The following is a 14,104-nucleotide window of genomic DNA, read 5'->3' as shown; positions in this document are numbered from 1 at the left end:
GTTTACGCTTTCGTACGGTTCTTGGAGGCGGGGGTCTTGCGGGTGGGGATTTTGGTTGTCGGCTTTTTGGCCGAAGGCTTACTGGCCGCCCGGGCAGCGCGGGCGCTCCTCACGGAATTCGCGAACGCGGCCGGCCCGAACCTGAGCATCTTCTTCGGCTGCATGCCCGGGTCCATCTGGGCCCGCGCCAGGGACAGGACGACGCCGATTGCACACAGCGACATCAGCAGGGCCGAGCCGCCGTAGGAAATGAAGGGCAACGGGACGCCGATCACCGGTGCCAGCCCGGTGACTACGGCCATGTTGACGCTCGCCTGGCCCAGCAGCCACACCATGATCGCGCCGGCCAGGACGCGGTGGAAGACATCATGCTGGGCGACGACGACCCGGTAGATGGCGGCGCCGAGGATGGCGAAGAGGACCAGGACGACGAGGGTTCCGACCAGTCCGAGTTCCTCGCCGATGATCGCGAAGATGAAGTCGTTGTGCGCCTCTGGGATCCAGCTGTATTTCTGCCGGCTCTGGCCCAGTCCGACGCCGAACCACCCGCCGGACGCGAGCCCGTACAGGCCGTTGGTGGACTGGTAGTTCAGGTTGGAGCCATCGGCGCAGGACTGGCCCGTCCATGACAGGATGCGGCACATTCGGTTCGGGCTCGTGATGGCGAGGACCGTCGCGAAAACGGCCAGGAATGCCCCGGCAATGCCGAAGAAGTAGAGCCGGACGCCGGCGAAGAACAGCGCGGCGGCCACGATGATCATCACGATCATGGCCGTGCCGAGGTCGTTTCCGGCGAGAATGAGGCCCAGGACCGCAAGGGCACCCGGGACCACGACCGGAATGAGCGCGTGGCGCCACTGGTGGAGGAGCTTCGCTTTGCGGTCAAGCACCGTGGCCATCCAGAGCGCGAGGGCAAGCTTGGCGGCTTCGGAGGGCTGGAAGGTGAACGGCCCGACGTCGATCCAGTTCTGGTTGCCCAGGGCGCTGCGCCCTACCAAAAGGACCAGGCCCAGCAGCGCAATGGCCAGCCCCATGACAAGCCAAGCGATTCGCCGGAGCCAGACGACGTTGACGCGTGAGAGGACAAACATCGCGAAGACGCCAATCGCGGCGAATCCGCCCTGTTTGAGGGCCGCGGAGTACGGCGACTCCCCCGCCGCGATGGCTTCCACACTGGAGGCGGAGAGGACCATCATGATGCCGATCGCCGTCAAGGCCAGGGTGGAGCCAAGGATCAGGTAGTACGTGGATCCATTGCGGGACTTGCCGGTGCCTTCAAGCGCGGACCAGAATCCGCGGTTCCAGGCACGCACGCGGTCCGCCGGAGTGACGGCTGGAGCCGCAGGGGTCCGGCTGCCGGCGGTCCTGGTGGCGGACGTGCCGCCGGCGGTTCGTGCCGCCGTCGTACGTGTGGGCGTGCTCACCATTGTTACTCCTCGCTGGTCTGAGCCTGCCCTTCCACGAGCTCGCGGACAGCTTCGATGAAGGCATCGCCACGGTGAGCATAGGAAGAGAACTGATCCATGGAAGCAGCCGCCGGGGCGAGCAGCACAGTGTCCCCGGAGGCGGCCAGCTGCGCCGCCGAAGCAACGGCCTGGGCCATCACAGTCTCGCCGAAAATCGGCGAAGGCCCTGCGTCGGCTTCAGCCGTTCCGGCAGTCTGCACGTCTTCAGTCTCGCCCTTGGCCGGCAAGATCACGGGGACATCCGGCGCGTGTCGCTTCAGTGCGGCCTGCAGATCGCTGGAGTCCGTGCCGATCAGGACCACAGCCTTGAGCCGGTTGCCCTGTTCCTGGATCAGGGAGTCGTAATTCACGCCTTTGGACAAGCCTCCGGCGATCCACACCACGTGCTGGAAGGCGGACAACGCGGCGGCGGCGGCGTGCGGGTTGGTGGCCTTGGAGTCGTTGACCCAGAGCACACCCTCATGGCGGGCCACGGGCTGGATCCTGTGGTCTCCCGGAAGGTAGTCCAGCAGGCCCTGGCGGACCGCCGACGGCTCCAGGCCGTAAGCCCGGACCAGGGCGGCCGCTGCCAGCGCGTTCGCCACCATGTGGCGCGGGGCAGCCGACCCCAGGTCAGCAATCGAGGCGAGTTCGGCAGCGCTGTCCTTGCGTTCGGCGATGAACGCGCGGTCCACCAGCAGTCCCTCCACGACGCCGAGCATGCTGATAGCCGGCGTCAGTGTGGTGAAGCCCACGGCCCGGCAGCCTTCCACCACGTCCGCGTCCTCGACCATGCGCTCGGTCTCGATCTGCTCGGCGTTGTAGATGCAGGCTTTCTGCGTGTTCGCGTAGACCTTGGCCTTGTCGGCCAGGTAGGAGGTGTAGGAACCATGCCAGTCCACGTGGTCTTCAGCGACGTTGAGGCACACGCTGGCCACCGGGGACACCGAGTGGCTCCAATGCAACTGGAAACTGGAGAGTTCCACCGCGAAGACGTCGTAGTCCACCGGGTCGCGCAGGGCGTCCAGGATCGGGGTCCCGACGTTGCCTACGGCGATCGCCTTGAGCCCGGCGGCCTGGAGCATGGACTCCGTCAGGCCGACTGTGGTCGTCTTGCCGTTGGTGCCCGTAATGGTCAGCCAGTCGGCGGTCTTGCGGCCCTTGCGTTCGCGGAGCCGCCAGGCGAGCTCGACGTCTCCCCACACCGGGATGTGCGCCCGCGCCGCTGCGGCGAGCAAGGCCTGGTCCGGGCGCCAGCCCGGGGACGTTACCACCAGGTCGGGCTTGTGCCCGTCGATCTTCGGAACCGACTCCACCGCTTCTTCGCCCAGCAGGACGTCCGCCGCGCCAACGATCCGGAGCGTGTCAGCCTGGGCCAGCGCCTTGGCGCTGGTGGCGGTGTCCACCACCACCACCCGGGCACCGAGTTCAATCAGGGTATCGGCGGCGGCGAAGCCCGAGACGCCGATGCCCGTGACCACGACCCGCAGGCCGGACCAGTCGGAGTCCCAGGTGGTGAGTCCCTGCAGCCGGGGTGAGGTGGTGAGGGGGGCGGGGATGGATCCGGTCACAGGAGCACCACCCATTCGGCGTAGAAGATGCCCAGGCCCGCGGCGACGAATAGTCCGCACAGGATCCAGAAGCGGACCACCACCGTCACCTCGGCCCAGCCCTTGAGTTCGAAGTGGTGCTGCAGCGGCGCCATCTTGAAGAACCGTTTGCCCTTGGTGAGTTTGAAGTAGCCCACCTGGATGATGACCGAGAGAGTGATGAGGACGAAGAGGCCGCCGATAAAGGCCAGCAGCAGTTCGGTGCGGGACAGGATGGCGAATGCTGCGACGGCACCGCCGATCGCGAGGGAACCGGTGTCGCCCATGAAGATCTTCGCGGGCGAGGTGTTCCACCAGAGGAACCCGACCATCGCCGCGCTCAGGATGGCGGCCAACAAGGCGAGGTCCAGGGGGTCGCGGACCGAATAGCAGCCGCCGCCGGCCTGCCGCGGAGACCCGCACGCCTGGTTGCTTTGCCAGATGCCCATGAGCGTGTAAGCCCCGAACACCATGACCGAAGCGCCGGCGGCCAGGCCGTCGAGGCCGTCGGTGAGGTTCACGCCGTTGGTCGCGGCGGTGACGATCAGATTGGACCACAGCACGAACAGGATGGCACCGAGCACGGTGCCGGCAAAGGCCAGGTTCAGCCACGGGATGTCGCGCACCAGGGAGATCTGGGTGGACGCCGGCGTCAGTCCCGCGGAGTTCGGGAACCGCAGCGCCAGGACGGCAAAGATAATGCCGACGGCGGCCTGGAGGATCAGCTTGGCCTTGGCGTTCAGTCCCAGGCTGCGCTGCTTGGAGATCTTGATGAAGTCGTCCAGGAACCCGACCAGCCCCATGCCCACCATGAGGAACAGCAGCAGCAGCCCGGAGGCGCTCGGTCCCGGGGAATGCGGGTTCATCATCCACATGAACAGGTGGGTGAGAAAGTAGCTGACGAGGACCGCCACCACCACAACGGTGCCACCCATCGTGGGCGTGCCGCGCTTGGTGTGGTGTGAGGTGGGTCCGTCGTCCCGGATGAATTGTCCGTAGCCCTTGCGGACCAGGAACCGGATGAACAGCGGGGTGCCCACAAACGCGAGAAGGAGCGCCATTCCGGCGCCCATCAGCAGTGCAATCACAGCTGTGCACTCCCTTCGGTGGCGGTTGCGGCAGTTCCCTCGGCAGGTCGCTCGGGAGAGTCTTTGGTGGCATGTGGGGGTAATGCTATCCGATCCCCCAAGTGGCGCAGCCCGATGCCGTTCGATGACTTGAACAGGACCAGGTCGCCGGGCTGGAGCTCGGCTTGAAGAAGCTCGTAGGCCTCGTCCACAGTTTCGGCGAACACACATTCATCGCCCCAGGAGCCCTCGTTGACGGCGGAGACATACAGCGACCGCGCCTCCCGGCCCACCACGACGAGGCGGGAGATGTTGAGCCGCACCACCTGGGTGCCGACTGCCATGTGCTCGCGGATGGAATCCGGGCCAAGTTCCAGCATGGCGCCCAGGACCGCCCAGGTGCGGCGGCCGCGGCCCAGCTCGGCCAGCGTCCGCAGTGCGGCCCGCATGGACTCCGGGTTGGCGTTGTAGGCATCGTTGATGACGGTCACGCCGTCGGGACGCTCCGTGCGCTCCATCCGCCAGCGGCTGGCGGCGGCCTGCGCGCTGAGCGAGGCCGCGATCTGCGCGCCAGGGATGCCGGCCGCGTGCGCCGCGGCCGCAGCCGCGAGGAGGTTGGCCATGTGATGGGCACCGATCAGCTTGGCGGCGACGTGGTACTGGGTTGTCCCGTGCAGTGCATTCCCGTTCGGGGGGGTCCCCTGTTGGCTCCCGTCGCCGGGCAGGAAAAGCTCAAATTCCGGATGGCCTTCGGCGTTCAGTTCCACGCCCTCGGCCCTAACCACATCGGCCTGGGCCACGTCCGCCTGGCCTGTGTTGGCCGGGCGGGCGGTGTAGCCGAGCACCCGGGCCCGGGTCCGGGCAGCCATCGCGGCCACACGGGAGTCGTCCAGGTTCAGCACGGCGGTGCCCCCTTCAGGGAGCGCCTCGACGAGTTCGCCCTTGGCGACTGCGATGTTGTCGACGCCGCCGAATTCCCCAGCATGGGCGGAGCCGACGCCGAGGACGACGCCGATCTCCGGCCGGACCATGTCCGCGAGGTATTGGATGTGGCCGATGCCCGTGGCGCCCATCTCGATGACGAGGTAGCGGGTATCGAAATCGGCTTTGAAAACGGTGAGCGGGACGCCGATCTCGCCGTTGTAGGACCCCTGGGGCGCTACGGTGGCGCCGTCGGTGTCGGCGGCCGCGAAGATTCCGGCGAGCAGGTCCTTCGTGGTGGTCTTGCCGGCGGAACCGGTGATGCCGATCACGGTGAAGGCGGCGCCGGCAGCTGCGCGGCTGGCCCGGATCCGGCGGACGGATTCAGCGGCCAGTGCGCCCATGGCAAGGACAGCGTCCTCAACGACGACAGCGGGATAGTTCGTTCCGACGGCGTCGGCGACCTCGCGCTCTACGAGTGCCAGGACGGCGCCCCGGTCAAAGGCGGCGCCCACGAAGTCGTGTCCGTCGGCGTTCTCCCCCGGTTTGGCCACATAGAGGGAACCCGCCGTGGCCTCGCGGGAGTCGGTCACCACGGATGCCGGGGTAATTCCGGGTTCCGCGGCGAGCCGGCCGTTGGTTATGTCGGCGATTTCCGCCGCTGTAAGTGCAATCATCTCGGTTTAGGACTCTATCCGGTGGTCTTCGAGAACGGTGAATCCCCGTGCTGTCAAGGCGTTCCGCAGCTCCACCCGGTCATCCAGTGCCAGGTTGACTCCCTTGACTTCCTGCCACACCTCGTGCCCGCGCCCGGCCACGAGGATGGTGTCCCCGGGCCCGGCGAGCTCTACGGCCTTCAGGATGGCGGCGTCGCGCGGGAAAACCTCCAGTACCGTGCAGTCCAGGCCTTCGTCGTCCTTGGCCGCCAGGGCCCCGGCAAGGACGTCCGCGCGGATGGCCGCCGCGTCCTCGTCGTGGGGATCGTCGTCGCTGACAATCACGGTGTCCGCCAGGCGGGCCGCGATGGCACCCATGGCGGGCCGCTTGCCCTGATCGCGCTGTCCGGTGGCGCCGAAAACGATGATCACCTTGGATCCGGGCTCCGGGGACCGGACGGCTTCGAGGGCACGTTCCAGGGCGTCGGGGTTGTGCGCGAAGTCCACGACGGCCGCAGGGGCCGTGGACACGAGCTGCATCCGGCCGGGCACGGCGACGGTGAAGGGGTCTGCGGCGTGCAGGGCAGCCTGCACGGCGGCAGGCTCGTGGCCACTGGCGAGCACCATCACCGTGGCCAGCGCGGCGTTGGCGACGTTGAAGCCTCCCGGCAGGCCGGTGTGGACGCGCAGCTCGGCGCCGTCGCGGTGCCGGAGTACGAAGTCGGAGCCGAGGCCCCGCGGAGCGGTCCGGGCCACCGTCCAGTCCGCGGTCGCGACGGCGGTCCCGGCCGCGGTCCCGTCGGCGTCAGCCTCTCCCCTGCCGGTGGTCCCGGCCGTGGCCAGGGTCGTCACCGGGATTTCGGCGGCGGCCGCGAGCTTCAGGCCCCAGGCATCATCGATTGTCACCACCGCGGCACGGGCGCGTTCCGGCGTGAACAGCCGGGCTTTGGTCTGGAAGTACTCTTCCATGGTCCCGTGCAGGTCCAGGTGGTCCTGGGTGAGGTTCGTGAACCCCGCGACGTCGAACACCACGGCGTCCACGCGGTGAAAGGACACGGCGTGCGAGGAAACCTCCATGGAGGCGGCATCGAGCCCGCGTTCGCGCATGAGCGCCAGCAGGGCGTGCACATCCGTGGATTCCGGGGTGGTCAGCAGGCTCGGGATCGGCTCGCCGCCGGCCAGGATCTCAATGGTCCCGATCAGCCCGGTCCGTTTGCCCAGCGCCCGCAAGAGCGCATTGATGAAGTAGGTGGTGGTGGTCTTGCCGTTGGTGCCCGTCACGCCGAAGAGGGCCGGCGCCCCGGCGCCGTCGGGCCGGCTCTGGTAAATGAGGGCTGACAGCCGGCCGACCACGCTGCGCGGCTCGTCGGCCAGCAGCACCGGGACGGGGATGTCATTGGCCAGTGCCAGCAGCCGCGCTCCGGCGTCGTCTGTCAGGACCGCCACGGCGCCGGCGTCGACGGCCTGGGCCACGAAGTCGGCCCCGTGCCGTGTGGCGCCCGGCAGGGCCACATAGAGGTCTCCCGGGCGGACCGACCGGGAATTCAGGGAGATCCCGGTGACCGGGACGGCGCTGGATGCCCCGGGAACGGCGACGCCGATCGCCGCACCGATGGCTGCCAGCGGCACTGCGGCAACCGCAGTGGGCCGGAAGCCCGGGGTGGAGTCATGGCCGGACGGCGCGGAAGCATCGGGGTCGGTGAGCTCTGACAAGTGGATCTCCGTTGTGGTGCTAGTGGATCGGGCACTAAAGTATCGGGCACTGAATGAATCGGGCACTGAAAGAAATCGGGCACTGATGGACCGGAACCTTCGCGCGAAGACATGCTCCGGCACGCAGGCACTGGGAGGGGCCCCGGCTGGTGATTTCCGGGTGCCGGTGGAACAGGCGTTACTTGGCGTACTGCGGCAGCCGCGAGGGTTCGCCGGTGGAGGGCTGGACGTTGAATGTGCGCAGCGTCTGGCTCATCACTGAACGGAACACCGGTCCGTTGGTGATTCCGAAGATGCTTCCCTTGGGCCGTTGCAGGACCACCTCAACAATAAACCGCGGATTGTCCATGGGCGCCATTCCGATGATCGAGGCGGTGTAGCCGCAGAAACCGGATTTGCCGTCGTCGCACGGGGATTCGGACGTTCCTGTCTTGGCGCCCACCCGGTACCCGTCGATCGCGGCCTCCTTGATCTCGCCCTCGGTCACGGCGCTCTCAAGGATGTCGCGGACCTGCTTGGCGGTCTCCTTGGAAACGATTTGCTGCGGGTCCTTGGCCGGGACTTTTTCCTCGGTTCCGTCCGGGTTGATGTAGCTGTCGATCAGCCGCGGCTGGAGCATGACGCCGTCGTTGGCGATGCTCTGGTAGGCCCGGACTGTCTGAAGGGTGGATTGGGCGACGCCCTGGCCGAAGAGGACGGTGTACTGCTGGCGGCCATCCCACTGGTCGGCCGGGGTCAGGATGCCCTTGGATTCGGCCGGGAGCCCGATGTCGGGGGCCTCACCGATCCCGAACTTCCGCAGCCAGGCATAGCGCTGGTCCTTGCTCAGGCGTTGACCCACCATGACCGTGCCGGTGTTCATGGAATAACCGACGATTCCGGCCAGCGTCCGGCGCTCGGTGCCGTGTTCGAACGCGTCGCTGAAGGTCTGCCCGTCCACGGTGTAGGTCGGCGGAATGGTGAAGGTGTCCATCGGGCTGGATTTGCCTTCTTGGATCGCGGCGGCGGCGGTGATCATTTTCTCCACCGACCCGGGCTCGTAGGAAGCGGTGACGGCCCGGACACCGCGGTTCTCGGCGGCGACCTTGCCGGGATCGTTGGGATCCGGGGCGTCGGTGTCGGCCATAGCGATGATGTTGCCGGTCTTGACATCGGAGACTACGATCACGCCCCATTCGGCGCTGAGCTTGTCCTTTTGGCTTTGGATCGCCTGCTGGGAGAAGTACTGCAGGTCCGAGTTCAGTGTGAGCTTGATGTCCTTGCCGTTGATCGCCGGCGTCAGCTCGTCCACGCCCACAGGGATGCGCAGTCCGTCGGCGCCGATTTCGAACACGCGCCTTCCCGGTGTCCCCCTGAGGATGTCGTTCTGGGTCTGTTCGAGACCTGCCTGCCCCGTGGTGCCGTCATGCAGGAACCCGACAATCCCGCCGGCCACCGAGCCGTTGGGGTAGACGCGCTTGCTGGTGCCTTCGGTGACAATGCCCGGAATCTGCAGCTTGGAGACCCGGTCCTCGACGTCCGGCTTCAAGTCCTTGGCCACGATGTAGTACCGCTGCAGTCCGGTCAGGGCGTCGCGCAGGGCGCCACGGTCCATGCCGAGCACGCCGGCCAGCTCGGAGATGCCCTGGTCCCGGGTGACCTTGACGAGCTCTTCCTTGCCGTTGATGGTTTCGAACCGGCGGAAGGATTCCGTCTTCGTGTTGACGGTCTGGTCCACCACGACGTTGTAGCGGATGACACTGCTGGCGAGGACCGTGCCGGAGGAATCGAGAATACTGCCCCGCTCGGCAGGCAGCACTGTAGGCGTGAGCCGGTTGTTGAGGGCGGCCTCCGCCATGCCCCCGATGTCCAGGCCCTGGACCATGAACAGCTTGCTGCCGACCACCAGCAGGAGCGCCAGCATGATGCCGAGCCCCCAGCGGAGCCGCCGGGTGGCGTTTGGGGCTTTCGCCTTGCTTGCCTTGCCGGAGTTCTTCGCCACGGTGAGTCCTTGCTGCTTGCCTTGCTGGTGGTCAGTGAACGTTACTGCCCGGGTGTCTTCTGTGCGGGGGCGGGAACCGATCCGCCGTGGAGCTCCACGGCGGGTGCGGGAGGCGCCGCGGCGGGAGGCGCCGCCGCGCGTGCGGGTGCGGGCTCTGCGGCTGCCGGCGCCGGCACGGTGTCCGCCGCTTTTCGCTGGGCGAGCGGCTCATTCTCCGACACCGGAGGAACAACGTTGAGCTCTCCGGCGACGGCGGGTGCGGCGATGACGGCGCCCGGGGCATCGCCCTTGACGGCCGGTTTGGCCTTGCCGGTGACGCTAAGGGTGGAGAGGTCGATCTGGCCCTTGGCGAGGGAAGCCACCATGCCCAGTTCCGTCGCCTTGGCCGCGAGGTTCTGCGGGGCGTCGAAGTTCTGGACTTGCTGGGTGAGGTCTTGGTTCTGCTTGGTCAGGGTGGTCTGTTGACTGCGGAGCTCGACCAGCTGGTACTGGGCGGAGGAGACGGAAATGTTCAGGACCAGCACGGCCATGAGGGCAATCGCCAGGAGGCCGAAGCAGAGGACCACGAAGGGCGCGCGGCGTTTGCGGGGCACGGAGCGGACCAACGACAGCGGAGTGCGTGCCTTCCGGGTCTTTTCAGTGCCGGGGTGGCGGCCGGGCAGGGCACGTGCAGTAGCGCCCTGGGCAACGGGGTAGCTGTTGACGGCGGCGGTGCTCATGCGGTTCTCCTGGCTTTGATGCGTTCGACGGCGCGCAGCCGGGCGGACGCCGCGCGGGGGTTTTCGGCGATTTCAGCGGCGGTAGGTACCTCGGTGCCCTTTGTCAGGGTTTTGAGTTCGGCTTTGTGCTCTTCGAGCTCGACCGGGAAGCCGAGCGGCGCCGAGGACTTCGATCCGGCCTGGAAGAAGCCCTTGACGATCTTGTCTTCCAGGGAGTGGTAGGACATGACCACCACGCGGCCACCGAGTGCGATGGCCTCGATGGCTGCCGGGATGGCGCGCTCCAGGACGTCCAGTTCCTCGTTGACCTCGATCCGGAGTGCCTGGAAGGTGCGCTTCGCGGGGTGGCCGCCGGTCTTGGCGGCGCCGGCGGGCACCACGGACCGGATCTGTTCGACGAGTTCGCCGGTGGTGGTAAGGGGCTTTTCTGCGCGCGCGGCCACGATCCTGTTGGCGATGCGGCCGGCGAACTTCTCTTCGCCCCATTTCCGGATGATCCGGACGAGATCCTCTTCGCTGTAATTGTTGACGACGTCGGCCGCAGTCTGGCCGCGGCTGGTGTCCATCCGCATGTCCAGGGGCGCGTCGAAGGAGTAGGCAAAGCCTCGCTCCCGCTCGTCCAGCTGGAGGGACGAGACGCCAAGGTCCATCAGCACACCGTGAACTTCGGTGAAGCCCAGGTCCGCGAGGACGTCCGGAATTTCGTCGTAGACGGCGTGCACGAGATCGGTCCGGCTCGCGAAGGGTGCCAGCCGCGCCCCCGCCAGCGCCAGGGCTTCCTCGTCGCGGTCGATGCCGATCAGGTGGAGGTCGGGAAAGCGCTGGAGGAGGGCCTCGGAGTGGCCGCCCATGCCGAGCGTCGCGTCGATCACCACGGGGGTCTCGCCGCGGCTCCGGGCAGCCTCGAAGCCCGGGGCCAACAAATTGATGCACCGGTCCTTGAGGACCGGTACATGGCGTTCGGACGTAGGCTTCGCCTGGTCGGGATCGGTCATGCCTTCGTCCTTTCGTTGCGGGAATTTGCGGGTTGCGGCTCTTACGCAACGTTCCTTGGTCCAGATCCCCATCCGCGCCTACCCTGCGCCGGCCTGGCTCCGGGGAAGTGAGCCAGGACAACAACCGGATGGGCGGCTGGAGATCTCGATCAAGGAACGTTGTGTGCTGGTGGATCAGTGGGGGTTCAGAGAATCCCCGGGATAGCGTCGTCTGTTTCTGAGAAGGCGGTTTCCTTTTCAGCCAGGTACTCATTCCAAGCCTGGGCGTCCCAGATCTCCGCGCGGGATCCTGCGCCAATGACGGCGAGTTCCCGGCCAAGACCTGCGTACTCCCGGAGCGCCGGCGGAATCGTCACGCGCCCCTGCTTGTCAGGTACCTCGTCCGAGGCTCCAGAGAGGAAAACACGGATGTAGTCACGTGCCTGCTTGGAGGAAATTGGAGCCTCCCGCATCTGCTCGTGAACCCGGCCGAATTCCGCCTCACTGAAGACATAGATGCAACGTTCCTGACCCCTTGTGAGAACCAGCCCGCTCGCAAGTTCCTCGCGGAACTTCGCGGGGAGGATAATTCGACCTTTTTCGTCCAGACGCGGCGAATGTGTGCCGAGAAACACGGCCCACCACCCGTCTGTTCTAGAAAGTCCAACGTCCCCTGTGTTGCCACTACCCTCTTACGTCCTCCACATTACTCCACATCACTCCACAGTCAACGACACGCCCGGGATGTTGAGACAAATTTGCGGATGTTTATCCCCTTTCTTCCCAGTATTTGCAGGGAAACAGCATTGGTGGGGGAAAGTGGAGCGATTTTGCCTGATTGCCTCACTCGCCCTCGCCGATTCACGGCGGGGACCGGCGCCGGGGTCAAACAATTCGACGGGGTCGCCCTTTGCGTCCGAATCGCAGCAGAATTTCGGCTTTAAATGGCGAAAGACCCGCCGAAGCGGGTCTCGCGCCGTCCGCCGGCGTACCGGTGGCGGGAAGTGGAGGGCTTAAGGCGCCATCACGGATTGGTTCAGGATTCGCCCCCGTGCCGTTCGTCCCAGCGCTGCTCAAGGTTGCTCATGAACGAACTCCTGGGCTTGCCCTGCTTGCGGCCGCCGGCGGCCCGGGCCTTGCCGACAGCAGAACTGCGCATCGTGGCGAAATAGACTCCTGCACCCATCACCACAAAGCCCACGACCCCGACAATGATGATTTGGGTCGACACCCCGACCAATAACAGCAGCACGCCCGCGAGTGTCGCGAGCACGCCCAAGACCAGGTGGCGCGTGGACCAAGAGCGCCCGGGGACCGATCCCATCGAGCTTGCAAACTTTGGGTCGTCCTCATGCAGCTGCTTCTCAAGTTGCTCCAGCAACTTCTGTTCGTGCTCCGAGAGCGGCATCACGACCTCCTAAAGTCTGCCATCGTCCGGGCGTGGCGTGGCCATTGCCCTTATCCCCTAACGCACGGGATTCCGAAGTGGTTCCCATTCACCGCCGTTGGTGAAGGGGCAGTTCAACAGTCCCGTGCCGGTCTTAGCTGGCCAGGTCGCCCGAACGGTCGATCCAGTAGTCGTAAACCTAGGTATTAATAAGGATAGATTGTTGCGGCCTGTTCTGAAAGACAGTCTTAAGGCCCTGTCCGTTGCCCTAAACCCTTCGTCGGAACCGCTGCCGGGGCGGCGCCGCCATATCCCTGCGCCGAGCTCATTCGACGGGGCCTCCGGAATCCAGGAGCCGTGCCGGTAGAACCGACTTATTGCCGAACTTCCGGGTGACAGCATCGAGGGCTTGTTCGGCGGCCCGCCAGTTGTCGTCCCGGCGGTCCAGGCTGAGCTGGAGCGGGGCGTGTTCCGCCTCTTCCAGCTGTTCGGCCCGGATGCCGACCAGCCGGACCGTCATGGGCCGGTCTCCTACCGATTCCAGAAGCTGCACTGCCACGGCGTAAAGGAGTTGGGCGCTGTCGATCGGTGTGCTGACGGTTCGGCTGCGGGTAATGGTGGAAAAGTCCGCGTAGCGCAGCTTGAGGGCCACGGTGCGGGCGTGCATGCCGGCGCCGCGAAGGCGCTCCGCCGTCCGGTGCGAAAGCCGCAGCAGCTCGCGGTGCAGCAGGGCCTCATCCGCGGTGTCAGTGGCGAACGTCTCCTCTGCTCCAATGCTCTTTTCCAGCCGGACCGGTGTCACGGGCCGCGGATCAATGCCCCAGGAGAGCCGGTAGACATGCTCCCCCGAGGCGCCCAGCAGCTTCCGCAGCGAGGGCAGCGGCGAGGCGGCGACGTCCGCCACCGTCCGGATACCCCTGCGGGCAAGCACTTCCACGGTCTTGCCGCCGACTCCCCAGAGCGCACTGACAGGAAGGCTGTGCAGGTACGGGACGGTTTCCTCAGGCCTGATCAGCAGCAGCCCATCCGGTTTGCACCGGGTGGAGGCGATCTTGGCCACAAACTTGCTGGCGGCAATGCCCACCGACGCCGTGATTCCCAATTCCCGGAAGACCCGGGCCCTGATCAGTTCTCCAATCTCACGGGGCGGACCGAGCCGCCGGATGGCGCCCCCGACGTCCAGGAATGCCTCGTCCACGCTGAGCGGCTCGACGAGGTCTGTGATGGAACCAAAGATTTCCATGATCTGGCCGGAGACTTCGTAGTAAAGCTTGTGGCGGGGCTCGATGATGACGGCCGAGGGGCACATGCGTGCCGCCACCACCATGGGCATCGCTGATCTGACGCCGAACGCCCGGGCCTCGTAGGACGCGGATAGCACTACGGAGCGGTCCGCAGGATAGCCCACAATCACAGGCTTTCCCTTCAGCTCGGGACGGCTGCGCAGCTCCACGGAGACAAAGAACGCGTCCATGTCCACGTGCATGATGCTGCTGCGCCTCAGTTCCAGCAGGGATTCCCCGCTCAGGCGGCCGGGAGGCTGGATGTGGGGCTGCGCGTTCGGCCGCCCCTGAGGGTGCACATTCGTCTGCACTCCCTGCTGAACTCCCTGATCATTGTCTGCGTCCGGCCCCACGTCTTCAATCCTATGC

General features: G+C 66.3%; 11 protein-coding genes. All 11 read right to left on the bottom strand.

Features of this window, described 5'->3' with window-relative positions; translation table 11 throughout:
- Positions 1–2: 2 nt before the first annotated feature.
- Entirely contained in the window at positions 3–1,427 is a 1,425-nt protein-coding gene (gene ftsW / locus BLS42_RS17860; protein WP_256336549.1) for a putative lipid II flippase FtsW, read from the bottom strand.
- Positions 1,428–1,429: 2 nt separating this feature from the next.
- Positions 1,430–3,031, bottom strand: coding sequence for a UDP-N-acetylmuramoyl-L-alanine--D-glutamate ligase (gene murD, locus BLS42_RS17855; RefSeq protein ID WP_090583587.1), 1,602 nt, complete (start codon positions 3,029–3,031; stop codon positions 1,430–1,432).
- A complete protein-coding gene (gene mraY, locus BLS42_RS17850; RefSeq protein WP_090583586.1) occupies positions 3,013–4,122 on the bottom strand; it encodes a phospho-N-acetylmuramoyl-pentapeptide-transferase in 1,110 nt (369 codons plus the stop codon). The genes murD and mraY overlap by 19 nt, the downstream gene beginning before the upstream one ends.
- On the bottom strand, positions 4,119–5,699 hold the full coding sequence (gene murF, locus BLS42_RS17845) for a UDP-N-acetylmuramoyl-tripeptide--D-alanyl-D-alanine ligase (protein WP_090583585.1): 1,581 nt from the start codon (positions 5,697–5,699) through the stop codon (positions 4,119–4,121). The genes mraY and murF overlap by 4 nt, the downstream gene beginning before the upstream one ends.
- A gap of 6 nt (positions 5,700–5,705) precedes the next feature.
- The gene (locus BLS42_RS17840) at positions 5,706–7,391 is read right to left on the bottom strand and encodes a UDP-N-acetylmuramoyl-L-alanyl-D-glutamate--2,6-diaminopimelate ligase (protein WP_090583580.1); all 1,686 of its coding nucleotides are present in this window, start codon (positions 7,389–7,391) and stop codon (positions 5,706–5,708) included.
- A gap of 178 nt (positions 7,392–7,569) precedes the next feature.
- The gene (locus tag BLS42_RS17835) at positions 7,570–9,372 is read right to left on the bottom strand and encodes a peptidoglycan D,D-transpeptidase FtsI family protein (RefSeq protein ID WP_090583579.1); all 1,803 of its coding nucleotides are present in this window, start codon (positions 9,370–9,372) and stop codon (positions 7,570–7,572) included.
- A gap of 41 nt (positions 9,373–9,413) precedes the next feature.
- The gene (locus BLS42_RS17830; protein ID WP_090583578.1) at positions 9,414–10,091 is read right to left on the bottom strand and encodes a cell division protein FtsL; all 678 of its coding nucleotides are present in this window, start codon (positions 10,089–10,091) and stop codon (positions 9,414–9,416) included.
- Positions 10,088–11,086 carry a 16S rRNA (cytosine(1402)-N(4))-methyltransferase RsmH gene (rsmH, locus tag BLS42_RS17825; RefSeq protein WP_090583577.1) on the bottom strand — a complete coding sequence of 333 codons (999 nt, stop codon included), beginning with the start codon at positions 11,084–11,086 and terminating at the stop codon, positions 10,088–10,090. Before rsmH ends, BLS42_RS17830 begins: the two co-directional genes overlap by 4 nt.
- A gap of 185 nt (positions 11,087–11,271) precedes the next feature.
- On the bottom strand, positions 11,272–11,700 hold the full coding sequence (gene mraZ, locus BLS42_RS17820) for a division/cell wall cluster transcriptional repressor MraZ (protein ID WP_028275887.1): 429 nt from the start codon (positions 11,698–11,700) through the stop codon (positions 11,272–11,274).
- 401 nt (positions 11,701–12,101) lie between these two features.
- Positions 12,102–12,473 carry a DUF3040 domain-containing protein gene (locus BLS42_RS17815; protein WP_090583572.1) on the bottom strand — a complete coding sequence of 124 codons (372 nt, stop codon included), beginning with the start codon at positions 12,471–12,473 and terminating at the stop codon, positions 12,102–12,104.
- A 304-nt stretch (positions 12,474–12,777) separates the two neighbouring features.
- On the bottom strand, positions 12,778–13,998 hold the full coding sequence (dinB, locus tag BLS42_RS17810) for a DNA polymerase IV (RefSeq protein ID WP_090583638.1): 1,221 nt from the start codon (positions 13,996–13,998) through the stop codon (positions 12,778–12,780).
- Positions 13,999–14,104: the final 106 nt, after the last annotated feature.

This window comes from Arthrobacter sp. ov407 (genome assembly GCF_900102895.1).
Taxonomy (GTDB): Bacteria; Actinomycetota; Actinomycetes; order Actinomycetales; family Micrococcaceae; genus Arthrobacter.
This window is presented reverse-complemented; position numbering and strand designations above follow the sequence as displayed.

Bases quoted from the DNA above. Each gene is read 5' to 3' on its own strand.
- ftsW (WP_256336549.1), bottom strand. From the start codon at position 1,427: ATGGTGAGCACGCCCACACGTACGACGGCGGCACGAACCGCCGGCGGC.
- murD (WP_090583587.1), bottom strand. From the start codon at position 3,031: ATGGGTGGTGCTCCTGTGACCGGATCCATCCCCGCCCCCCTCACCACC.
- murF (WP_090583585.1), bottom strand. From the start codon at position 5,699: ATGATTGCACTTACAGCGGCGGAAATCGCCGACATAACCAACGGCCGG.
- BLS42_RS17830 (WP_090583578.1), bottom strand. From the start codon at position 10,091: ATGAGCACCGCCGCCGTCAACAGCTACCCCGTTGCCCAGGGCGCTACT.
- rsmH (WP_090583577.1), bottom strand. From the start codon at position 11,086: ATGACCGATCCCGACCAGGCGAAGCCTACGTCCGAACGCCATGTACCG.
- BLS42_RS17815 (WP_090583572.1), bottom strand. From the start codon at position 12,473: ATGCCGCTCTCGGAGCACGAACAGAAGTTGCTGGAGCAACTTGAGAAG.